At 63.1% G+C, this 22,938-nt stretch carries 21 protein-coding genes; 13 read left to right on the top strand and 8 right to left on the bottom strand.

Going from position 1 to position 22,938, the window contains the following annotated elements; translation table 11 throughout:
- Window positions 1-23: 23 nt before the first annotated feature.
- Window positions 24-1,373 (bottom strand): aspartate aminotransferase family protein, encoded by a 1,350-nt coding sequence (locus RHM60_RS19765; protein ID WP_209988188.1) that lies wholly within the window; start codon window positions 1,371-1,373, stop codon window positions 24-26.
- A 126-nt stretch (window positions 1,374-1,499) separates the two neighbouring features.
- On the opposite strand from RHM60_RS19765, the gene RHM60_RS19760 reads away from it, so the two are divergent.
- The 6 genes from RHM60_RS19760 to RHM60_RS19735 all read left to right on the top strand — a co-directional run bounded on the left by RHM60_RS19760 (window position 1,500) and on the right by RHM60_RS19735 (window position 7,465).
- Window positions 1,500-2,420, top strand: a complete 921-nt coding sequence (locus RHM60_RS19760) for a LysR family transcriptional regulator (RefSeq protein ID WP_209988184.1) — start codon at window positions 1,500-1,502, stop codon at window positions 2,418-2,420.
- Between the two features lie 88 nt (window positions 2,421-2,508).
- On the top strand, window positions 2,509-3,903 hold the full coding sequence (locus RHM60_RS19755) for a nucleobase:cation symporter-2 family protein (protein WP_322212555.1): 1,395 nt from the start codon (window positions 2,509-2,511) through the stop codon (window positions 3,901-3,903).
- An 87-nt stretch (window positions 3,904-3,990) separates the two neighbouring features.
- On the top strand, window positions 3,991-4,650 hold the full coding sequence (locus RHM60_RS19750) for a TetR/AcrR family transcriptional regulator (RefSeq protein WP_209988177.1): 660 nt from the start codon (window positions 3,991-3,993) through the stop codon (window positions 4,648-4,650).
- A 12-nt stretch (window positions 4,651-4,662) separates the two neighbouring features.
- Window positions 4,663-5,244: a YigZ family protein gene (locus tag RHM60_RS19745; RefSeq protein WP_322212554.1), complete on the top strand. Its 582-nt coding sequence runs from the start codon at window positions 4,663-4,665 to the stop codon at window positions 5,242-5,244.
- Window positions 5,245-5,298: 54 nt separating this feature from the next.
- Window positions 5,299-5,985 (top strand): SDR family oxidoreductase, encoded by a 687-nt coding sequence (locus tag RHM60_RS19740; RefSeq protein WP_322212553.1) that lies wholly within the window; start codon window positions 5,299-5,301, stop codon window positions 5,983-5,985.
- Window positions 5,986-6,106: 121 nt separating this feature from the next.
- Window positions 6,107-7,465: an 8-oxoguanine deaminase gene (locus RHM60_RS19735; RefSeq protein WP_322212552.1), complete on the top strand. Its 1,359-nt coding sequence runs from the start codon at window positions 6,107-6,109 to the stop codon at window positions 7,463-7,465.
- Between the two features lie 126 nt (window positions 7,466-7,591).
- Here the strand turns inward: RHM60_RS19735 and RHM60_RS19730 are convergent, their stop codons facing one another.
- Window positions 7,592-8,683 (bottom strand): calcium:proton antiporter, encoded by a 1,092-nt coding sequence (locus tag RHM60_RS19730; RefSeq protein WP_057009659.1) that lies wholly within the window; start codon window positions 8,681-8,683, stop codon window positions 7,592-7,594.
- A 193-nt stretch (window positions 8,684-8,876) separates the two neighbouring features.
- On the opposite strand from RHM60_RS19730, the gene RHM60_RS19725 reads away from it, so the two are divergent.
- On the top strand, window positions 8,877-9,830 hold the full coding sequence (locus RHM60_RS19725) for an adenosine deaminase (protein WP_003233123.1): 954 nt from the start codon (window positions 8,877-8,879) through the stop codon (window positions 9,828-9,830).
- 63 nt (window positions 9,831-9,893) lie between these two features.
- Here the strand turns inward: RHM60_RS19725 and RHM60_RS19720 are convergent, their stop codons facing one another.
- From RHM60_RS19720 to RHM60_RS19710, 3 genes are all read right to left on the bottom strand, one after another.
- Entirely contained in the window at window positions 9,894-11,264 is a 1,371-nt protein-coding gene (locus RHM60_RS19720) for an MFS transporter (RefSeq protein WP_057009661.1), read from the bottom strand.
- A 105-nt stretch (window positions 11,265-11,369) separates the two neighbouring features.
- A complete protein-coding gene (locus tag RHM60_RS19715) occupies window positions 11,370-12,065 on the bottom strand; it encodes an ArsR/SmtB family transcription factor (protein ID WP_209988162.1) in 696 nt (231 codons plus the stop codon).
- Between the two features lie 152 nt (window positions 12,066-12,217).
- Window positions 12,218-13,129 carry a LysR family transcriptional regulator gene (locus RHM60_RS19710; RefSeq protein ID WP_322212551.1) on the bottom strand — a complete coding sequence of 304 codons (912 nt, stop codon included), beginning with the start codon at window positions 13,127-13,129 and terminating at the stop codon, window positions 12,218-12,220.
- A gap of 117 nt (window positions 13,130-13,246) precedes the next feature.
- Here RHM60_RS19710 and RHM60_RS19705 point away from each other — a divergent pair, with 117 nt between their 5' ends.
- Complete coding sequence (locus tag RHM60_RS19705) at window positions 13,247-13,540, top strand: putative quinol monooxygenase (protein ID WP_231422446.1); 294 nt, start codon at window positions 13,247-13,249, stop codon at window positions 13,538-13,540.
- A gap of 37 nt (window positions 13,541-13,577) precedes the next feature.
- A complete protein-coding gene (locus RHM60_RS19700) occupies window positions 13,578-14,591 on the top strand; it encodes a zinc-binding alcohol dehydrogenase family protein (protein ID WP_322212550.1) in 1,014 nt (337 codons plus the stop codon).
- Window positions 14,592-14,595: 4 nt separating this feature from the next.
- Here RHM60_RS19700 and RHM60_RS19695 read toward each other — a convergent pair whose 3' ends face one another.
- Window positions 14,596-15,789 carry a multidrug effflux MFS transporter gene (locus tag RHM60_RS19695; protein WP_209988152.1) on the bottom strand — a complete coding sequence of 398 codons (1,194 nt, stop codon included), beginning with the start codon at window positions 15,787-15,789 and terminating at the stop codon, window positions 14,596-14,598.
- A gap of 204 nt (window positions 15,790-15,993) precedes the next feature.
- On the opposite strand from RHM60_RS19695, the gene RHM60_RS19690 reads away from it, so the two are divergent.
- The 3 genes from RHM60_RS19690 (at window position 15,994) to cueR (ending at window position 19,035) form a co-directional block, all read left to right on the top strand.
- Complete coding sequence (locus RHM60_RS19690) at window positions 15,994-16,374, top strand: hypothetical protein (protein WP_322212549.1); 381 nt, start codon at window positions 15,994-15,996, stop codon at window positions 16,372-16,374.
- A gap of 70 nt (window positions 16,375-16,444) precedes the next feature.
- The gene (locus RHM60_RS19685; protein WP_322212548.1) at window positions 16,445-18,637 is read left to right on the top strand and encodes a heavy metal translocating P-type ATPase; all 2,193 of its coding nucleotides are present in this window, start codon (window positions 16,445-16,447) and stop codon (window positions 18,635-18,637) included.
- On the top strand, window positions 18,634-19,035 hold the full coding sequence (gene cueR / locus RHM60_RS19680; RefSeq protein ID WP_322212547.1) for a Cu(I)-responsive transcriptional regulator: 402 nt from the start codon (window positions 18,634-18,636) through the stop codon (window positions 19,033-19,035). The genes RHM60_RS19685 and cueR overlap by 4 nt, the downstream gene beginning before the upstream one ends.
- Window positions 19,036-19,176: 141 nt before the next feature.
- Here the strand turns inward: cueR and RHM60_RS19675 are convergent, their stop codons facing one another.
- Both RHM60_RS19675 and RHM60_RS19670 read right to left on the bottom strand, forming a co-directional pair.
- Window positions 19,177-20,076 carry a PA4780 family RIO1-like protein kinase gene (locus tag RHM60_RS19675; RefSeq protein ID WP_057009670.1) on the bottom strand — a complete coding sequence of 300 codons (900 nt, stop codon included), beginning with the start codon at window positions 20,074-20,076 and terminating at the stop codon, window positions 19,177-19,179.
- A gap of 134 nt (window positions 20,077-20,210) precedes the next feature.
- Complete coding sequence (locus RHM60_RS19670; protein WP_322212546.1) at window positions 20,211-21,488, bottom strand: acetyl-CoA C-acetyltransferase; 1,278 nt, start codon at window positions 21,486-21,488, stop codon at window positions 20,211-20,213.
- Window positions 21,489-21,593: 105 nt separating this feature from the next.
- Here RHM60_RS19670 and RHM60_RS19665 point away from each other — a divergent pair, with 105 nt between their 5' ends.
- Window positions 21,594-22,937 (top strand): 3-oxoacyl-ACP reductase, encoded by a 1,344-nt coding sequence (locus RHM60_RS19665; protein WP_322212545.1) that lies wholly within the window; start codon window positions 21,594-21,596, stop codon window positions 22,935-22,937.
- The last annotated feature ends 1 nt before the right edge of the window (window position 22,938 follow it).

The raw sequence follows: 22,938 nt of genomic DNA, 5'->3' as shown, positions 1-22,938 counted from the left end.
TTGTTCTATAGAGAAGGAGAAAATCAATCGATCTTGCGCAGCACTTCGCCAACGGCATCAAACAAGCGGTCCAGGTCCTGCGCCTTGCTGTTGAACATTGGCCCGAACTGCAAGGTGTCTCCGCCAAAGCGCACATAGAAACCGGCCTTCCATAACGCGATACCCGCCTCGAAGGGACGCACAATCGCATCACCATCACGCGGCGCAATCTGGATGGCACCGGCCAGGCCATAGTTGCGGATGTCGACCACGTTCTTGCTGCCCTTCAAACCATGCAGCGCATTCTCGAAGTGAGGTGCGATGTCGGCCACGCTCTGCACCAGGTTCTCCTTCTGCAACAGGTCGAGTGCCGCCAGGCCCGCCGCGCAGGCCACGGGATGGGCCGAGTAGGTGTAGCCGTGGGGAAACTCCACCGCGTACTCCGGCGTCGCCTGGTTCATGAAGGTTTGATAGATCTCACTGCTGGCGACCACCGCTCCCATAGGGATTGCGCCGTTGGTAACTTGTTTGGCGATACACATCAGGTCCGGCGTCACGCCGAAACTGTCGGCGCCGAACATTGAGCCGGTACGGCCGAAACCGGTGATCACTTCATCGAACACCAGCAGGATATTGTGCTGATCGCAGATCTCGCGCAGACGCTTGAGGTACCCCTGTGGCGGCACCAGCACACCGGCTGAACCTGCCATCGGCTCGACAAATACGGCGGCGATATTCGAGGCGTCGTGCAACTCGATCAACTTGAGCAACTCATCGGCCAACGCAACGCCGCCCTGCTCCGGCATACCGCGGGAGAACGCATTGCTCGCCAGCAACGTGTGAGGCAGATGGTCAACATCCATCATGGCCTGACCAAACATCTTTCGGTTGCCATTAACCCCGCCCAGGCTGGTACCGGCAATATTCACACCGTGATAACCACGGGCGCGGCCGATCATCTTGGTCTTGGTCGCCTGGCCTTTCAGGCGCCAGTAGGCACGTACCATCTTCACCGCGGTATCGGCGCACTCGGAGCCCGAATCGGTGAAGAACACATGGTTCAGGTTGCCCGGGGTCAGCTCGGTAATCTTTTCCGCCAACTGGAAGGACAACGGATGACCGTATTGAAAGCCCGGCGAGTAGTCCAACGTGCCCAATTGTTTGGTCACCGCTTCCTGGATTTCCTTGCGCGTATGCCCGGCGCCGCAGGTCCACAGGCCCGACAGGGAGTCATACACCTGGCGCCCCTTGTCATCCGTCAACCAGCTACCTTGCGCTGCCACGATCAGGCGCGGGTCACGCTGGAAACTACGATTGGCGGTATACGGCATCCAATGCGCATCCAGCTTCAACTGGCTGGCAAGGGACGATGGGGCGTTTTCGGGCATGTTCATCAGCAAAACCTCGCAGGGCAAACGGCAGCGTCGGGATCGATAAAGCGTAGTTGCGAGTAAATTGCCATGGCGATAAAGTCAATGAAATCCAACTTTTCTAACCTTCAGTCAGGCCTTCACTAAACTATGAGCAGTCGCAGGCCAGATCCCCTCGCTCAAGTCAGCGACTTCGATATCCGCCTGCTGCGCATCTTTCGCAGCGTGGTCGAATGTGGCGGTTTTTCGGCGGCGGAGACCGTACTCGGCATTGGCCGCTCGGCCATCAGCCAGCAAATGAGCGACCTGGAGCAACGCCTCGGGCTGAGACTCTGCCAACGTGGACGCGCCGGGTTCTCGCTGACCGAAGAAGGTCGCGAGGTCTACCAATCCGCCTTGCAACTGTTGAGCGCGCTGGAAAGTTTTCGCACCGAGGTCAACGGACTGCACCAGCACCTGCGCGGCGAGTTGATCATCGGCCTCACCGACAACCTGGTCACCCTGCCCCACATGCGCATCACCCACGCCCTGGCGCAATTGAAAGAACGCGGCCCGGACGTGCAGATCCAGATCCGCATGATCGCCCCGAACGAAGTGGAACAAGGCGTACTCGACGGCCGCCTGCATGTCGGCGTCGTACCCCAGGCCAGCGCATTGTCCGGCCTTGAATACCAGCCGCTGTACAGCGAACGCTCACTGCTCTATTGCGCGGTCGGCCACCCGCTGTTCTACGCCGACGACAAACAGCTGGACGATGCCCGCATCGACAGCCAGGACGCCATCGCGCCCACCTTCCGTCTGCCCGCCGAGATCCAGGCGCACTACCAGGCCCTGCGCTGCACGGCCAGCGCCTCCGACCGTGAAGGCATGGCGTTCCTGATCCTCACCGGGCGCTATATCGGTTATTTGCCCGACCACTACGCCAGCCTGTGGGTGCAACAAGGCCGACTGCGCGCGCTGAAATCGGCTACACGTTTTTACGATTTGAGCCTGGCATCGGTCACGCGCAAAGGCCGTCGCCCTCATTTGGTGCTGGAAAGCTTTCTCGAAAGCCTCGCCGCAACCCGCTGACTCGGGTCTCAAGCAAAAAGCTGAGCAACTGGACAGTTTTTTGCAAGGACGCAACTACCTTGAACCGTCCGCCTTGAGTTGACCCACCATGCCCCCAGAATCCTTGAGCCCCAGCGACCTGATCTACGGCCTCGACGACCGCCCGAAACCCGCACCGGCTATGCTCGCCGCCCTGCAACATGTGCTGGCCGCCTTCGTCGGCATCATCACCCCGCCACTGATCATCGGTTCCACGCTGGGTCTCAGCGCCTACTTGCCCTACCTGATCAGCATGGCATTGATGGTTTCCGGCGCAGGCACGTTCATCCACGCGCGCAGGCCGTTTGGTATCGGGGCCGGCATGATCTGCCTGCAAGGCACCAGCTTTGCGTTTCTCGGCGCAGTGCTGTCGGCGGGTTTTCTGGTGAAGCAACGCGGCGGCAGCCCGGAGGACATCATGGCGATGATCTTCGGTGTGTGTTTCTTCGGTGCCGCGGTGCAGATCGTGCTCAGCCGCTTCATCGGCCAACTGCGTCGGGTGATCACCCCGCTGGTGACCGGCATCGTGATCACGTTGATCGGCATCAGCCTGATCAAGGTCGGCATCACCGACCTGGGCGGCGGCTTCAACGCGCCCGACTTCGGCGCGCCCACCAATTTGGCGCTCGGCCTGTTCGTGGTGCTCACCATCATCCTGCTCAACCGCTCCGCTACGCCGTGGGTGCGCCTCTCGGCCATCATCATCGGCCTGGTCCTGGGCAGCCTGGCCGCCTGGTTCAGCGGCAAACTCGTCCCCCAGGCGCTGCCGGACTTGCCCTGGGTCAGCGTGCCGACCCCGTTTCGCTTCGGATTCAACTTCGACTGGAGCGCCTTCCTGCCAATCGCGCTGATTTATCTGATCAGCAGCATCGAAACCGTGGGCGACCTCACCGCCAACTGCATGATCGCCCGCCAACCCATCAGCGGCCCTTCCTATATAAGCCGACTCAAAGGCGGCGTACTGGGCGACGGCGTGAGCTGCATGATCGCCGCCACCTTCAGCGCCTTTCCCAACACCACCTTTGCGCAAAACAACGGCGTGATCCAACTCACCGGTGTGGCCAGCCGTTACGTCGGCTTATATATAGGCGTGCTGCTGTTTTGCCTCGGATTGTTTCCGCTGATTGGCGCCGTGCTGCAGCAAATCCCCAAACCGGTGCTGGGCGGCGCGACCCTGGTGATGTTCGGCAGCGTGGCCGCCGCCGGCGTGCGCATCCTCGCCCAGGCCCCGCTGGACCGGCGCAGCATGCTGATCATCGCCACCTCGTTCGGCGTCGGCCTGGGCATCGCCGCCCAGCCCAATCTGCTGCACCTGATGCCCACCCTGGTGCAGAACCTGTTCGACTCGGCCATCACCAGCGGCGGCTTGACCGCTATCGTGCTGTGCCTGCTGTTGCCCGAAGCCAAGGCGAGCCCGGTTGGCGCAAACCCGGCAACCGAAAGCGACACCCTGGAACCGCTTTGACGGTTTTATTGCATCAGGACTTGTCTGAGGCTTGAGGGTGGGTTATCTGTGCACACGTCGTCTCTATCGATCAGCACGGAAACCTCCATGAGCCTCGAAGTTCCTGCCCACAGCAACCACGCCGGTAAACCTGCCAGCCGCATTCGGCAAAAGAACGAACAAGCGATTCTGCGGGCTGCTGAAGATGAGTTCGCGCGCCATGGCTACAAAGGCACGAGCATGAACACCATCGCGGCCAGTGCCGGACTGCCCAAAGCCAACCTGCATTACTACTTCACCAACAAGCTGGGCCTGTATATCGCAGTGCTCAGCAATATCCTCGAACTGTGGGACAGCACCTTCAACGCGCTGACCGCCGAGGACGACCCCGCCGTGGCGCTCAGTCGTTACATCCGCACCAAGATGGAGTTCTCTCGGCGCCAGCCCCAGGCCTCGCGGATCTTCGCGATGGAGATCATCAGCGGCGGCGAATGCCTCACCGAATATTTCAGCCAGGACTACCGCGCCTGGTTCAGCGGCCGTGCGGCGGTATTCCAGGCCTGGATCGACGCCGGCAAAATGGACCCGATCGACCCCGTGCACCTGATCTTCCTGCTGTGGGGCAGCACCCAGCACTACGCCGACTTCGCTACCCAAATCTGCCGCGTCACCGGTCGCACCCGGCTGACCAAGCAGGACATGGAAGAGGCCGGCACCAACCTGATCCACATCATTCTCAAAGGCTGTGGCATCAAGCCAGCCCAATAAACGAAGCGACTTATGCCTTACACGCTGACCGGCCTTTGCGAATTTCGCGAAGAAATACGCAAAAGCCGCTTTATTACCCTGGCCGCGCCGATCGCCACTGCGCAGGACGCTCAGGCGTTTATCGAGCACCACAGTGACCTCAACGCCACCCACAACTGCTGGGCCTGGAAACTGGCCGACCAATACCGCAGCAACGACGACGGCGAACCCGGTGGCACCGCCGGGCGCCCGATACTCGCTGCCATCGAGGCGCAAGGGTTCGATCAGGTCGCGGTGCTGGTGATCCGCTGGTACGGCGGCATTCAACTGGGCACCGGCGGGCTGGCCCGCGCCTATGGCGGCGGCGCCAACAAGTGCCTGCAAACGGCCGAACGCATCGAGCTGATCAGCCGTGTGGCGCTGAGTTGCGCCTGCGGCTTCTCCGAACTGAACCTGGTCAAGCTGCGCGTGGCCGAACTGGACGGGCTGATCGTGGAAGAAAATTTCACCGCCAATGGTGTCGAGCTGCAACTGGCCCTGGGCGAAGCGCACATCGACACCCTGCAGACCCAACTGGCCGATCTGAGCCGTGGCCGTATCCTGCTGCAACGTTGAACCTGCTACTGTTGCCCACTGCACCCTGAACCGCTACTGCAAAGGAAGCTTTTCATGTCTACGCAAAAAACCGCACTGATCATCGGCGCCTCGCGCGGCCTGGGCCTTGGCCTGGTCAAGCAATTGCTGCAGGACGGCTGGGACGTCACCGCCACCGTGCGCGACCCGAGCAAGGCCGATGCCCTGAAGGCCGTCGGCCCGGTACAGATCGAAAAACTGGACATGGACGATCAACAAGCCGTAATCGCCCTGAGCCAGCGTCTCAAGGACCGCACCTTCGACCTGCTGTTCGTCAACGCCGGCGTCAAGGGCCCGGACAACCAGGAACCGGGCCACGCTACCCTGGCGCAGGTCGGCCAGCTGTTTTTTACCAACGCCGTGGCGCCGATCAACCTGGCCCAGCGCTTTGTCGGGCAAATCCGCAAGGACAGCGGTGTGCTGGCGTTCATGAGTTCGGTGCTGGGCAGCGTGACCATCCCCGACGGTTCGGATATGGCGCTGTACAAAGCCAGCAAGGCCGCGCTCAACTCCATGACCAACAGTTTCGTCACCCAACTGGGCGCAAAAAAACTCACCGTACTGTCGTTGCATCCGGGTTGGGTGAAGACCGACATGGGCGGTGAGAACGCGCACATCGATGTCGACACCAGCGTGCGCGGCCTGGTGGACCAGGTAAATGCCTACACCGGCAAAGGCGGTCATCACTTCGTGGACTACAAGGGCGACACCATCGCCTGGTAATCTTCCCGCCTGGAGCGAGCTTGCTCGCTCCAGCACCTCGCCCTCCACGGCGACCCTGGATCAGCAGACAGGGCAACACTGAGCTGGCAAACCTGAACCCATCATTCAGAGGAGCCGGCCAATGCCTGCGACCCATATCTGGTTAAAAAACCCCCTCGCGATATTCACCGCCAATGGCCTCGATGCCCGTGGCGGCCTGGTGCTGCAAGACGGTGTGATCAGCGAAGTACTGGCCCACGGCCAGGCGCCCGCACATCCCTGCACACAGGTGTTCGACGCCCGCGAGCACGTGATCCTGCCGGGCCTGATCAACACCCATCACCACTTCTACCAGACCCTGACCCGCGCCTGGGCACCGGTGGTCAACCAGCCGTTGTTCCCCTGGCTGAAAACCCTCTACCCGGTGTGGGCGCGGCTGACGCCGCAAAAGCTCGCGCTGGCATCCAAGGTCGCCCTCGCCGAATTGCTGCTCTCCGGCTGTACCACCGCCGCCGATCACCATTACCTGTTTCCCGACGGCCTGGAGCACGCGATTGACGTGCAAGTGCAAAGCGTGCGCGAACTGGGCATGCGCGCCATGCTCACTCGCGGTTCCATGAGCCTGGGCGAAGCCGACGGCGGCCTGCCGCCGCAACAGACCGTGCAACAAGGCCAGGTGATTCTCGACGACAGCCAGCGCCTGATCCGCGACTACCACGAACGCGGCGACGGCGCGCAGATCCAGATTGCCCTGGCGCCCTGCTCACCGTTCTCCGTCACCCGCGAAATCATGCAAGCCAGCGCCGAGCTGGCCAGTCAACTCGATGTACGCCTGCACACGCACCTGGCGGAAACCCTCGACGAAGAAGATTTCTGCCTGCAACGCTTCGGCCTGCGCACCGTGGATTACCTCGACAGCGTCGGCTGGCTTGGCCCGCGCACCTGGCTGGCCCATGGCATTCACTTCAACCCGTATGAAATCGCACGCCTGGGCGCGGCCGGCACCGGTATCTGCCATTGCCCCAGCTCGAACATGCGCCTGGCGTCCGGCATCTGCCCCACCCTCGACCTGCTCGCCGCTGGCGCGCCGATTGGCCTTGGCGTGGACGGCTCGGCGTCCAACGATGCGTCGAACATGATCCTCGAGACGCGCCAGGCGTTGTATATCCAGCGCCTGCGCTACGGCGCCGAAAAAATCACCCCCGAAGGTGTGCTTGGTTGGGCGACCAAAGGCTCGGCGCAGTTATTGGGACGTACGGATATCGGCGAATTGGCCGTAGGCAAACAGGCAGACCTGGCGCTGTTCAAACTTGATGAACTGCGCTTTTCCGGCAGCCATGACCCGATTTCGGCGCTGCTGCTGTGCGGTGCCGACCGGGCCGATCGGGTGATGGTGGGCGGCAAGTGGCGCGTCATCGACGGTCAGATCGAAGGCCTCGACCTCAAGGGCCTGATCGCCGATCACACCCAGGCCGCGCGGCAATTGATCGCCGGGACCTGACTGAGCCAGACACCGTTCAAAATGTGGGAGGGGGCTTGCTCCCGATAGCAGTGGATCAGTCAGCTTATCTGTAGCTGACACACCGCCATCGGGAGCAAGCCCCCTCCCACATTCGTTATGCGGTGCTTAAAGTCCGAGCAGCGACAACATGATGAACGTCGCAAACAGCACAAAGTGCGTCATCCCTTCGATGGCATTGGTTTCGCCATCGTTGAGGTTGATCGCACTCACGATCAGCGTGATAAACACCATCACTGTCTGCACCGGGGTCATCGCCATCTGGAACGGCTGGCCGCTGTAGAGCGCCATGGCTTCCATCACCGGTACGGTCAGAATCACCGTCGACAACGAGGCACCCAGGGCAATGTTCACCACCGACTGCATGCGATTGGCCAGCGCCGCACGCAATGCGGTCAGGATCTCCGGCGCCGCGGAAATGGCCGCTACCACAATCGCCGTGATCACCGGCGGTGCGCCGGTGCCTTCCAGGCCCAGGTCGAGGGTCTTGGACATCACTTCGGCCAGCGCGCCAATCACGATCACACCGAACACCAGGGTGCCGATGGAAAACGCCAGGCTCACCGGCGCCTCATGTTCGGCTTCCGGCAGTTTCTTGCGGCGTTTTTCCGGGTAGCTGTAGCTGAAGAAATAACTGTGCGGCCCGACCTGCATGCGCAGGAACAAGGTGTAGAGCACCACCATCGCGCCGATGGTGAACGCCGAGTAAATCTTCCAGTCGGCTTGGGGAATAAATTCCGGCACCACCATCGACACGCCCATGGCGGTCAGGATCATCACGCTGTAGGTGCGCGCCGAATCATCGTTGTAGGACTGCTCACCGTGCTTGATGCCGCCCATCAGCGCGGCCAGGCCGAGGATGCCGTTGATGTCCAGCATCACCGCCGAGTAAATGGTGTCGCGCACCAAGGTGGGCGAAGGTTCGTTGCTCATCATGATGGCCAGGATCACCACTTCCACCAGCACGGCGGCCAGCGTCAGGATCATGGTGCCGTAGGGGTCGCCGACCTTCTCCGCCAATTGCTCGGCATGGTGGGCGACGCGCATCGAGGCCATGACGATAAAACCGATCAACACCACGCCCGCCACCAGCGCCACGACCTGCCCGCTGTGCAGCATCCAGTGCTCCAGCGGGTAGGCGGCGATGGCGGCAATCAGCGCCAGCAGCATGAATTTTTCTTGCTTGAGTGAGGTAAGCATTGCGGGCCTTCTGGTAGGGCAAATCAGTCATTGATGGGGTACAGACTGCATCGCGCCGCTAACGTTTCGTTACACCTTAATTCAAGTCGCCCTTGCGCGAATAATAGGAATACTCTCCTGCCGGTCAGGTTTTGCCGATTATTTCTGCCATGGCCTGTAGAATGCCGCCATTGCACCTGATGAGAATTTGACTATGTACGATTGGCTCAACGCCCTGCCCAAGGCCGAATTGCACCTGCACCTGGAGGGCTCGCTGGAGCCTGAGCTGCTGTTCGCCCTGGCCGAACGCAACAAGATTGCGTTGCCGTGGAACGACGTCGAAGCCCTGCGCAAGGCCTACGCCTTCAACAACCTGCAGGAGTTTCTCGACCTGTATTACAAGGGCGCCGATGTGTTGCGCACCTCCCAGGACTTCTACGACCTGACCTGGGCCTACCTGCTGCGCTGCAAGGCCCAGAACGTGATCCACACCGAACCGTTCTTCGACCCGCAAACCCATACCGACCGTGGCATTCCCTTTGAAGTGGTGCTCAACGGCATCGCCGCCGCACTCAAGGACGGCGAGCAGCAACTGGGCATCACCAGCGGCCTGATCCTCAGCTTCCTGCGCCACCTGAGCGAAGCCGAAGCCGAAAAAACCCTCGACCAGGCGCTGCCGTTCCGTGACGCATTCGTGGCCGTAGGCCTGGACAGTTCGGAAATGGGTCACCCGCCGAGCAAGTTCCAGCGGGTGTTCGACCGCGCCCGTGGCGAAGGCTTCCTCACCGTGGCCCACGCCGGCGAAGAAGGCCCGCCCGAGTACATCTGGGAAGCCATCGACCTGTTGAAAATCCAGCGCATCGACCATGGCGTGCGCGCCATCGAAGACGAGCGCCTGATGCAGCGCATCATCGACGAACAGATCCCGCTGACCGTGTGCCCGTTGTCCAACACCAAGCTCTGCGTATTCGACGACATGGCCCAGCACAACATCCTCGACATGCTCGAGCGCGGTGTGAAAGTGACGGTGAACTCCGATGACCCGGCGTACTTCGGCGGTTATGTCACCGAGAACTTCCATGCGCTGTACACCAGCCTGGGCATGACCCAGGACCAGGCCAAACGCCTGGCGCAGAACAGCCTGGATGCGCGGTTGATCAAGCCATAACTTAATCAATAAAACCAAATGTGGGAGGGGCTTGCCCCTCCCACATTTGGTTTGCAGTGTTCTTCATGCTTCGGTGAGTTCTTCCAGGGTCTTGCCCTTCGTCTCCATTCCGAACACCCACACCACCAGTGCCGCCACGGCAAAGCACAGCGCGCCGAGGGCAAACACCCCGCCTTGCCCGGTTATCGGGAATACCAGCCCGGTCACCAACGGCCCGAGCAGCGAGCCGACCCGGCCTATGGCCGAGGCAAATCCGGAGCCTGTCGCACGCGCCGACGTGGGGTAAAGCTCCGGCGTGTAGGTGTACAGCACCGCCCACATGCCAAACAGGAAGAACTGCATCAGCAGCCCCGAGGTGATCAGCAGGCCGACGTTGCCGCCAAACACCGCGCTTTGTCCGTAGAGAAACGCCATCACCCCGCCGCCGAGCAGCGTCACCACACACACCGGTTTGCGCCCCCAGCGCTCTACCAGCCAGGCCGCCATCAGGAAGCCGGGAATTCCGCCCAGGGAAATGATCACCGTGTAATACACCGACTGTGTCACCGCAAACCCCGACTGTTGCAGCAGCGCGCTCAGCCACGAGGTCAACCCGTAGAACCCGAGCAGGGCAAAGAACCACACGCTCCAGATCATCATCGTGCGCTGACGGTACTGCGCCGACCACAGCTGGTGGAATGCAGAGAAGAACGTGCCCGGCGCACTCTCAACCCGTGGCAATGCAATCGGTTCGGGCAAGTCCGCGCGGCCCAGCGAATCGCGCACCTTCTGCTCGATCCCCAGCAGCACCTTGTCCGCCGCCGCATGCCGCCCGGCCTGCTCCAGCCAGCGCGGCGATTCCGGTATAAAGAAGCGGATCGCCAGGACAAACACCGCCGGCACCGCCAGCACCAGGAAGATGTCGCGCCAGCCAATCACCGGCAACAGGAAGTAAGACAGCACCCCGGCAGCCACAAAACCCAGCGGCCAGAAGCCGTCCATCAAGGCGATGTAGCGCCCGCGCCGCTTGGCGGGAATCAGCTCCGACAGCATCGACTGGGCAATCGGAAACTCCATGCCCATGCCGATGCCCAGCAGCACACGGAACAAGGTCAGCGCCTCCACCGTCTGCGCTGTGGAACACAGGTAGCTGGCCAGGCCCCACAGCACGATGCTCCACTGGAACACTGGCTTGCGGCCGAAGCGGTCCGCCAGCATGCCGGACAGGGACGCGCCCACCACCATGCCAAAAAAACTCGAGCTGGCGAGCAACCCGGCCTGGGCCGTGCTCAGGCCAAACTCGGTTTTGATCGAGCCCAACAGAAAGGTCATCATCGCCAGGTCCATGGAGTCGAAGAAAAACGCCAGGGCGATGATGATAAAGATGACGCGGTGATAGCCGCTCAAAGGTAACCGTTCCAGCCGTTCCGCCGCGCTATAGCCTTGCCTGCCCATGCTGCACCCCACCGTGTGAAATTCCCCTCGGCGAGTGTGCGGCATCGTATTGGCGGGCTATTGCTGGATGCGACCTGACTGAAACCCTGAACGACGCCAACCGTCTCAGGCCTGGGCCGGTTCGGCCAGGCGGGCGATTTCCAGCAGCCCCATGGGGCTTACCAACAGGCCGCGCGACTCATGCGTGGCGCGGATCCAGTTCGACTGCAAAAACAGCTGCATCAGCCCCGCCCCCAACGCGCCGCCCAGGTGCGGTTGCTGCTGACTCCAATCGAAACAATCGCACACCAGCGGCGTGCTCAGCGCCTGGGTGAAAATCCCCAGGCCGGCCAGTTGCTGCGCGCCCTTGGGCGTGACTTCGACGCGCTGCTCACAGCGCTCGATCCACCCCGCCGCTATCATCCGTTGGTACAACTGCGCCGCCAGTTCACCGCCCAGATGGCCGTGACACAAACGCGCGTGGCGTAACAGCGCCGGCGCTGCCAACGACACGGGCGCCACCTGGGGTGAACAACGCGCGGCACTGGCCATGGTGGTGCTGGCCAGGGCGTCGATGGCCAGGCTGACGTCGGCGGCGGCAACGCGGAAGAGGCGCCGGCCACGCCGCACCTCGACCCGCAGCAGGCCGCTGCCGGTCAGTCGCGCCAGGTGCGCATTGGCCGAGGTCGACGACACGCCCGCCAGCGTCGCCAATTCCTCCGACGACCTCGCCGAACCGTCCATCAATGCCCAGAGCATGGCGGTGCGCTTGGGCTCGGCCAGCAAGCTGGCAATACGACTGATGCATGGTGCCTGTTCCATCTATCCACTCCCTGTTGACGCATTTTTCTGATGCGGTTGCCGCCAGAGTACAGGCACCCAAAGTGCCGGTTCCATGGGGTCTTACAGTATGGATAGGGACATAAGCTGAGTGAAATTTCCGACATTGATGGAAGGTTTTACGTCGCACGCATTCATCCGGGCATTTGCGCCGTCAATGTCGCACAGCGGGACACGAGCATTTCCCGCAGCAGGTTGATGGGCTTGCTCAATTGCGCACGGTGTGCGCACAGCAGATTGAGGGGCGTGCGCTCGCCGCGCAGCGCCGGCAGGATCAGGCGCAGGCGCCCGGTCAGCACCTCGGCGCTCACATCCAGCCAGGACTTGTAGGCAATGCCCATGCCCGCCACTGCCCAGCGCCGCACCACATCGGCGTCGTCACTGAAGCGATCGCCCGTAACCGTCAGGCCGACCTTGCGCTTGCCGTCGTGAAAGCCCCATTGATCGTGCACGCGGGTGCCGAGCATATACAGCAGGCAATTGTGCTGGGCCAGTTGCTCCAGATGCTGCGGCTCGCCATGCCGCGCGAGATAGCTGGGCGCGGCGCAAAGCACGCGGATATTGTCCGGCGCAACAGGCAGCGCGACCAGGCTGGAATCCTCGGGCTCGCCATAACGCAGGGCAATGTCCACCGGCTGGCGAAACAGGTCGGCAATACGGTCGCCCAGCAGCAGACGGATATTCAGTTGCGGGTGCTCGCGCTGGAACTCATCCAGCCACGGCAACAGCAGGTTGCGGCCGAAATCCGAAGGCGCCGACAGTTGCAGCACACCGCTGACGTGGTCCTGGCCGCTGGTCAGGTGACGCCGTCCGTCCTCCAGCGCACCCAACGCGGTGCGCGCGTAGTCCAGAAAGCCCTCACCCTCGGCCGTCAGGCGCAGGCTGCGGGTGGAACGCGCCAGCAAGCGCGCGCCCAGTTGCTGCTCGATGCGCTTGAGGGCGGCACTTGCCACTGCCGGTGACAGGTCCATCACCCGCGCCGCCGCCGACAGACTGCCCAGGTCCGCGGCGCGTACAAACAGCTGCAAATCATCAAAACGCAGCATCAAACCCACCCATTATCAAAATTATATTGAAACAGACCTCTGTTTTAGCGGCTTTTATCCGCCCTGCAAATAGCCAATCATCTGTGCATCCCGCTCATCACGTATCTGGAGTCGACCATGTCCACCGCCTTTAACGTCATTGCCACGCTGATCGCCAAGCCCGACCAGCAGGACACCCTGGAAAAACTCCTGCGCGAGCTGTTGGAGCCCACCCGCCTTGAAGCCGGTTGCGAGCAATACGACCTGCACCAGGACCTGCAACACCCGCAGACCTTCTACATGCTCGAACGCTGGAGCGACGACGCCGCCCTGGCCGACCACGACCAGAGCGCACATATCCAGAGCTTTCGCGCCAAGGCCGCCGATGTGATCGAACATTTCGAACTCAAGCGCCTGACATTGCTCGCCTGATCACCGCACCTTCCCATCACCCTTTTGCGGAGCCCCCATGAAAGCCATCGCCTATTACGCTTCACTGCCGATCAACGATCCAAAATCCCTGCAGGACATCGAACTGCCCGAACCCGTCGCCGGCCCGCGCGACCTGCTGGTGGAAGTCAAAGCCATCTCGGTCAACCCGGTCGATACCAAGATCCGCCAGAACGTCACCCCGCAGGACGGCGCCGCCAAGGTGCTGGGCTGGGACGTGGCGGGCGTGGTCAAGGCGGTCGGCAGCGACGTGACGCTGTTCAAGCCCGGTGACAAGGTGTTCTACGCCGGCTCCCTGGTGCGCCCGGGCGGCAACAGCGAGCTGCACACCGTCGACGAACGCATCGTCGGGCACATGCCCAAAAGCCTGAGTTTCGCCGAAGCGGCCGCCCTGCCCCTGACCGCCATCACCGCCTGGGAACTGCTGTTCGAGCGCCTGCAGGTGCGTGAAGGTCAAACAGATGAAGGCCAGAGCCTGCTGATCGTCGGCGCCGCCGGGGGCGTGGGCTCGATCCTCACCCAGTTGGCCAGCCGGCTTACCGCACTGAAAGTGATCGGCACCGCCTCGCGCCCGGAAACCCAGGCCTGGGCCAAAGACCTCGGCGCCCACCTGGTGATCGATCATAGCCAACCGCTGAGCCAGGCCCTGCAACAGGCCGGCCACCCGCAGGTGACCCACGTCGCCAGCCTGACCCAGACCGAGCATCACCTGGAGCAACTGGTGGAAGCGCTGCAGCCCCAGGGCAAACTGGCGCTGATCGACGACCCCAAGGCGCTGGACGTGAGCACGCTCAAGCGCAAGAGCCTGTCGCTGCACTGGGAGTTCATGTACACCCGCTCGATGTTCGAAACACCGGACATGATCGAGCAACACAACTTGCTCAACCGCGTCGCCGACCTGATCGACAACGGCACCCTGAAAACCACACTGGGCGAGCACTTCGGCGTGATCAACGCCGACAACCTGCGCCGCGCCCACGCGTTGCTCGAAAGCGGCAAGGCCAAGGGCAAGATCGTGCTCGAAGGGTTCTGATCGGTCAGACCTGCGCCTGCTCGGCCCGCGCCCGTTGCAGGCGCTGGGTCGACACGGCAATGGTCACCGCGAGTACACCGCACAGGCTGATGACCATCGCCATCGGCAGCGCGGTGCCATCGTGCAACACCCCCACCAACGACGCGGCCCCCGCCGCCACGCCGAACTGAATGCACCCCAGCAACGCCGAAGCACTGCCGGCCCGGGCGCCCTGCCCGGTCATGGCACAGGCCGAGGTGTTCGGCAAAATACAGCCCAGGCTGGCGATGCAGATAAACAGCGGCACCAGCAACGGCCACAGCGCCTCGGTGCGCAACGCGGCGATGCCCAACAGCGTCAGCGCCGCCAACGCATACAACCATACGGTACGCGACAGCAGGAACGCCGGCCCACGCTTGGCCAGCAGCCGCGCATTCACCTGCGCCATCAGGATAAAGCCCGCCGCATTGGAGCCGAACAGCCAGCCGTAGTGCTCGGGTGCCACGCCATAGAGCTTGATGAAGACGAAAGGCGACCCGGCGATGTAGGCAAACATCCCGGCAATCGAGATACCGCCGGTCAGCGCGTAACCGAGGTAGACACGGTCCGAGAGCAGCGCGGCGTAACGACGCAACGATCCGGACAACGGTTGGCGCGCTTGATGGGCCGGGAAGGTTTCCGGCAACCCCACCGCCACCGCGATGGCGGCCAGTGCGCTGAACAGCGACAACGCCAGAAAGATCGACTGCCAGCCCCACAAGCCGACCATGACCCCGCCCGCCAACGGCGCCAGGATCGGCGCCAGGCCGGTCACCAGCATCAGTTGCGAATACACCTTGGCCGAGCCTATGGCATCGCACTTGTCACTGACCACCGCGCGGGAAATCACCATGCCCGCGCACCCGCCCAGGGCCTGCACGAAGCGCGCGCCAATCAGCCATTCCAGAGACGGCGCATACGCGCAGGCGCAAGACGCGAGGGTAAACAGAATCACGCCGCTGAGCAGCGGCACCCGGCGCCCGAAGCGGTCGGCCAGCGGGCCGTAGATCAATTGACCAATGGCCAGGCCTGCGAAATACACCGCCAGGGTCAGCTGGATATGCTTTTCATCGGTGGCAAACGCCGTGGCCATCGCCGGAAAGCCCGGCAGGTAAAAATCGATCGACAACGGCGCGAAGGCGCTCAAGGCGCCCAGGATCAGGATTATGCGAAGGTTCATCAGACACCCAAGTGAGTCGGCAGCCCGATAGTCTAGCTGCGGGTGAGTTTCTTGGATAGAACGATAGCTCGCTAACTATTGACGTTCAGACGCCCCTGTCGCCTTCTTCCCATCAAGTTCCAGCAACATCGGCCGGGCTGGTATTTGCACGCGCGGTCGGCCAAGCTGCACCTATCTTTGCATCTGAACCACGGAGCATTCGCCATGCGCTGGTCGTATTTCGCCGTTGCCGGCCTGCTGAGCCTGTCTACCGCTGCGCCCCTGGCCAGTGCCGCACAGGATTACGCAGTGCTGATCATTTCCCGTGAACGCCTGGAAGTGCCGACCACCTGCGAAATCGGCCTCTACATCCAGGACCAACTGGCCGGCCGCCTGTTCCAGGAAGAGTCCACCTCGTTCAACCTGCCGCCGGGCGACGTGTCGCTGCGCCTCAAGCTGCTGCAGGGCCAGGCCCCGGGCTGCCTGCCGGGCCTGCTTGCGCCGCCCGCGCAGAACATCACGCTCAAGGCCGGCGACATACGCAAGTTGCGTATTGCCCAGGGGCCGGACGGCATGTACCTCAAGGCGGCCGAACTCGATTACTGAAACATCAACCTTGACCTTCCCCACAGGTCAAGGTTGATGCTTGGGGCCACTTCCCTTGGAGGACTGCCCCATGAACCGATCCACCACCTTCGACCTGCCCATCAGCGGCATGAGTTGCGCCAGTTGTGCCGGCCGGGTCGAACGCGCGCTGGGCCAGGTGCCGGGGGTGCACAGCGTCAGCGTCAACCTGGCCAACGAACGCGCCCATGTCCAAGTACTCGGCCCAATGGACCCTGGCGTATTGATCGCCGCCATCGACAAGGCCGGCTACACCGCCACCCTGCCCCAATCCGACATTGATACTCAGGCCGACCAGGCCCGGCGCCTGCACCGCGAGCGTTGGGCGTTGCTGCTGGCGATTGCGCTGGCGTTGCCCCTGGTGCTGCCGATGCTGATGCAACCCTTCGGCCTGCACTGGATGCTCCCGGCCTGGGCACAGTTCGCCCTGGCCACGCCGGTGCAGTTCATCCTCGGCGCGCGTTTTTACAGCGCCGCCTGGAAGGCCGTGCGGGCCGGCAGCGGCAACATGGACCTGCTGGTGGCCATTGGCACCAGCGCCGCGTATGGCCTGAGCATTCATCAGTGGCTGAGCGCCACCGCGCCGCACTTGTATTTCGAAGCATCTGCGGTGGTGATCGCCCTGGTGCTGCTCGGCAAACACCTGGAAAGCCGCGCCAAGCGCCAGACTGCCAGCGCCATCCGTGCCCTGGAGGCGCTGCGCCCGGAGCGGGCGGTGCGCGTGCGGGACGGACGTGAAGAAAGCGTCGCCATCCACCAGCTCAAGCGCCACGACCTGGTCATGGTCAAACCCGGCGAGCGCTTCCCGGTGGACGGTGAAGTGGTGGACGGCCACAGCCACGCCGATGAAGCACTGATCAGCGGCGAAAGCCTGCCGGTGCCCAAACAGCCGGGCGACCCGGTTACCGGCGGCGCCATCAACGGCGAAGGCCGCCTGCTGGTGCGCACCCTGGCCCTTGGCGCAGAAAGCGTGCTGGCGCGGATCATTCGCCTGGTGGAAGACGCCCAGGCGGCGAAGGCCCCCATCCAGAAACAGGTGGATAAAGTCAGCCAGGTGTTCGTCCCGGCGGTGCTGGCGCTGGCGTTGGTCACCCTGGTGGGCTGGTGGCTGTACGGCGCGCCGCTGGAAACCGCGATCATCAATGCGGTCGCCGTGCTGGTGATCGCCTGCCCCTGCGCCCTGGGGTTGGCCACGCCCACCGCGATCATGGCCGGCACCGGCGTCGCCGCGCATCACGGCATTCTGATCAAGGACGCCGAAGCGCTCGAGCGCGCCCATGCCGTAAGCACTGTGGTGTTCGACAAGACCGGCACCCTCACCAGCGGCGCGCCAACCATCGCGCACCTGGTGGCGGTGGTGGGCAACGCGTCACAGCTGCTGCAACAGGCCGGCGCGTTGCAACGTGGCAGCCAGCACCCGTTGGCCAGGGCGGTACTGGATGCCTGCAACGAACAGGGACTGCCCGTCGCCGACGCGAGTGCCAGCCAATCCCTCACCGGGCGCGGCATGACCGGCACCGTTGACGGTCGGCAACTGGCGTTGGGCAACACGCGCATGCTGCAGGAACACGGCTTGAGCGCAGGCGAACTGGCAACCCGCGCCAGCGCTTGGGAAGCCGAAGGCCGCACACTGTCCTGGCTGATCGAGCAAGGTGCGCAACCGCGCGTGCTCGGGCTGTTCGCCTTTGGCGATACGCTCAAGCCCGGCGCGCTGGCGGCGGTGCAGGCGCTCAAGGCGCAACACATCGGCTGCCACTTGCTCACCGGCGACAATCGCGGCAGCGCGCAGGCCGTGGCCCAGGCGCTGGGCATTGAGGACGTGTACGCACAGGTGCTGCCCGCCGAGAAGGCCGCCATCATCGCGCAACTGAAAAAAACCGGCGTAGTGGCCATGATCGGCGACGGCATCAACGACGCCCCGGCCCTGGCCGCTGCCGATATCGGCATTGCCATGGGCGGTGGCACCGATGTGGCCATGCACGCCGCCGGTATCACCCTGATGCGCGGCGACCCGCGCCTGGTGCCGGCGGCGCTGCAAATCTGCCGCAAAACCTGTGCAAAAATCCGCCAGAACCTGTTCTGGGCCTTTGTGTTTAACGTAATCGGCATTCCGCTGGCGGCATTCGGCCTGCTCAACCCGGTGATTGCCGGCGCGGCGATGGCCTTGTCCAGCGTCAGCGTGGTGAGCAATGCGCTACTGTTGAACACCTGGAAACCGCAGCACCTGGAGGACAAACACCCATGAACATCGGCCAAGCCGCTCGCCACAGTGGCCTGAGCGCAAAGATGATTCGCTACTACGAAGCCATCGGCCTGCTCGAAGCCGCCCAGCGCACCGACAGTGGCTACCGCGTATACGGCGCGCAGGACCTGCACACCCTGGCGTTCATCAAACGCTCGCGGGACCTTGGGTTTTCATTGGAAGAGGTCGGCAAGTTGCTGACCCTGTGGCAGGACCGGCAACGCGCCAGCGCCGATGTAAAGGCACTGGCGCGGCAGCATATCGAGGCGTTGAACCAGAAGATTCTGGAGCTTGGGCAACTGCGCGACACCCTGCAGGACCTGATGGATCACTGCCAGGGCGACCACAGGCCGGACTGCCCGATCCTCAAGGAATTGGCGTCCGGAAGCTGTTGCGCCTGAAGATCTTAATGACACACCACGAACCAATGTGGGAGGGGGCTTGCTCCCGATAGCGGCGGGCCAGTCACAGATTGGCTGACTGACCCACCGCTACCGGGAGCACGCCCCCTCCCACATTTTTAATCTTCATTTACCTGAAGATCACTGCATCCAGGGCGGCGGCGGTGGCTCGTCGGATCCCTTGCTCGGTGGCGCATCATCCGCCGCCCGAATCGCCTGCTTGCGCGCTTCGTCCAGCCGCGCCGCTTCGATCTCGCGGATCACACCGCCCACGTCCGCCAGCTCTTCCGGCTCGTCGAACTCACCGGTCAATACGCTGGCCGGGTGCAGGGTGCCAGCTTCGTACAACGCCCACATTTCCTTGGCATATTTGGTCGCCTTCAACTCCGGGGCGAAACGCCCGAAGTAGGACGCCATGTTGCCTACATCGCGCTCGAGCATGCTGAACGCGTGGTTGTTGCCCGCCGCATCCACCGCCTGGGGCAGGTCGATGATCACCGGGCCCGTCGGCGTGAGCAGTACGTTGAACTCGGACAGGTCACCGTGCACCAGGCCGGTACACAGCATCAGTACGATCTGGGAGATCAGGAAGGCGTGGTATTCGCGCGCCTGATCCGGGTCCAGGGTCACGTCGTTCAGACGCGGCGCCGCATCACCGTATTCATCGGCCACCAGTTCCATCAACAGCACGCCTTCGAGGAAGTCGTACGGCTTGGGCACGCGAACGCCCGCACCGGCCAGACGGAACAATGCCGCCACTTCCGCGTTCTGCCAGGCGTCTTCGGTTTCTTTCTTGCCGAACTTGGAGCCCTTGGCCATGGCCCGGGCCTGGCGGCTGTTGCGGACCTTGCGGCCCTCCTGGTATTCGGACGCCTGACGAAAACTTCGTTTATTCGCCTCCTTGTAAACCTTGGCGCAACGCAATTCGTTGCCGCAGCGCACCACATAAACAGCTGCTTCTTTACCACTCATCAGAGGGCGCAGCACTTCGTCGACCAGACCGTCTTCGATCAGGGGTTCAATGCGTTTAGGAGTCTTCATCAGCTTTTATTGTGGGTCCTTTATTACCAAATACGCGTATGGCACTCGTTATACGGCAATCGGCGCGCCGGTGGGAGAGGCGACCGACCTTTGACCACCCAAGAATGCATCCTGTGTGCCAATTTCACTGCCCATCAGCGTTCAATGATGGCAGTCACCCCCTGCCCACCTGCGGCGCAGATCGAAATCAAGCCGCGCCCCTTGCCCGCCGCGTCGAGCAACTTGGCCAGGTTGGCGACGATCCGCCCACCGGTGGCTGCAAACGGGTGCCCGGCGGCCAGGGAGCTGCCCTTGACGTTCAGCCGGCTGCGGTCGATAGCGCCCAGCGGCGCGTCCAGCCCCAGGTGCGTCCGGCAATAGTCGGCGTCTTCCCAAGACTTGAGCGTGCACAGCACCTGGGCGGCGAACGCTTCGTGGATTTCGTAGTAATCAAAGTCCTGCAGCGTCAGACCATTCCTCGCCAACAGGCGCGGCACCGCGTACACCGGAGCCATCAACAGGCCTTCGGCGCCGTTGACGAAATCCACCGCCGCCGCTTCGCCGTCGCGCAGGTACGCCAGAATCGGCAAGCCGCGCTCACGGGCCCAGGCTTCGCTGCCCAGCAACACCAGGGATGCACCATCGGTGAGCGGCGTGGAGTTGCCGGCGGTGAGCGTGCCTTTTTCACTGCGCTCGAAGGCAGGCTTGAGCGCGGCGAGTTTTTCCAGGGTCAGGTCGGGGCGCAGGTTGTTATCACGGGTGAGCCCCATAAACGGTGTGAGCAAATCGTTGTGCCAGCCTTCGGCATAGGCGGCGGCCATTTTCCGGTGACTCTCAAGGGCCAGTTGGTCCTGCTCGGCGCGGGGGATCTGCCAGGTCTGCGCCATCAATTCACAGTGCTGGCCCATCGACATTTTGGTGCGCGGTTCGCCATTGCGCGGCAGCTCGGGCTTGAGGTGCTGCGGGCGAAGTTGTAACAGGACTTTTAATTTATCCGCCATGGACCTGGCGCGATTGGCCTGCAGCAAGATCTTGCGCAGCCCTTCATTCACGCCAATCGGCGCGTCCGAGGTGGTGTCGACGCCGCCGGCAATACCGCACTCGATCTGGCCCAGAGCGATCTTGTTGGCCACCAGCAACGCCGCCTCCAGCCCCGTGCCGCAGGCCTGCTGGATGTCATAGGCCGGCGTCTGCGGCGACAGCCGCGAGCCCAGCACGCACTCGCGGGTGAGGTTGAAGTCGCGCGAATGCTTGAGCACAGCGCCGGCAACCACTTCGCCAATGCGCTGGCCGTGCAGGTCGTAGCGTTCGATCAGGCCTTCCAGCGCAGCGGTCAGCATCGCCTGGTTGCTCGCCGTGGCGTAAGGGCCATTGGAGCGGGCGAACGGAATGCGGTTACCGCCAATGATCGCCACACGGCGCAATTGAGTCATAAGAAGCTCCCTCTGTCGGTTGCGGGCTGGATCACTGAGCCTAGTCGAACGACTGCTACCCTGGAATGGTCAACCTTTTGAACCCCAGCCTTCGGAGAGCGTTCCATGTCTGACCGTTATATCGACTTCGCCAACTCAAGCCTCGGCCATCGCCTGGTCGCCGCCATTGGCCTGCCGTCACCGGTGCGCCTGGAACGCTGGCAAGCCGGGCGCCTGCGCCCGGTGGAGGGTGCGCTGTTGCTGAGCGGCGGCGCGCTGGCCGACAAGGTGCAGGCGTTTGCCCACAAATTTACCGACGCCACTTACCGCTATGGCACCGAGGCCTCGACCTGGATTCCCGGCCACGGTCCCAAACTCAAGGCAGTGGTGTTCGACGCCAGCGGCTTGCAGCACACCGATCAGCTCAAGCAACTGCGCGAGTTCTTCCAGCCGCTGCTGAAGAACCTCGACCACAGCGCCCACCTGGTGATCCTCGGTCGCGCGCCGCAAAGCCTCGACGATCCGTTTGCCGCCAGCGCCCAGCGCGCCCTCGAAGGGTTCAGCCGTTCCCTGGCCAAGGAGTTGCGCAGCGGCGGTGTGCTGCAGTTGCTGTATGTCGGCGCGGGGGCTGAAGACCAGTTGGAAGGTGCGCTGAGGTTTTTCCTCTCGCCCAAAAGCGCCTACATCTCGGGCCAGGTGCTGCGCCTGCAAGCCTGCGCAACGCCAGTGGAGGACTGGACGCGCCCACTGGCCGGGCGCAAGGCACTGGTCACCGGCGCCGCACGCGGCATTGGCGCCTCCATCGCCGAAACCCTGGCCCGCGATGGCGCCGAGGTGATCCTGCTGGACGTGCCCCAGGCCAAGGCCGACCTCGACGCCCTGGCCGCGCGCCTGAGCGCGCGCACCATCACCCTGGATATCTGCGCCGAAGACGCCGCCGCCCAGTTGATCGAACACCTGCCCGACGGCCTCGACATCCTGGTGCACAACGCCGGCATCACCCGCGACAAGACCCTGGCCAACATGACCCCGGAATACTGGGACGCCGTGCTGGCGGTCAATCTCAATGCGCCGCAGGTGCTGACCAAGGCCCTGCTCGACAGCGGCACCCTGCACGACAACGCGCGCGTGGTGCTGCTGGCCTCCATCAGCGGCATCGCCGGCAACCGCGGGCAGACCAACTACGCCGCGAGCAAGGCCGGCCTGATCGGCCTGGCCCAGGCCTGGGCACCGCTGTTGCAGCAACGAGGCATCAGCATCAATGCCGTGGCGCCGGGGTTTATCGAAACCCAGATGACCGCGCATATTCCGTTCGGCCTGCGTGAGGCCGGGCGACGCATGAGTTCACTGGGCCAGGGCGGCCTGCCCCAGGATGTCGCCGAAGCCGTGGCATGGCTTGGCCAGCCGGGGTCCGGCGCGGTCACCGGCCAGGCCCTGCGGGTCTGTGGGCAAAGTCTTCTGGGAGCGTAAG

The sequence above is a fragment of the Pseudomonas sp. MH9.3 genome (assembly GCF_034354675.1).
In the GTDB taxonomy this organism is placed as follows: domain Bacteria; phylum Pseudomonadota; class Gammaproteobacteria; order Pseudomonadales; family Pseudomonadaceae; genus Aquipseudomonas.
The sequence above is the reverse complement of the archived record's forward strand: the minus strand, read 5'-3'. Positions and strand labels throughout refer to the sequence as shown.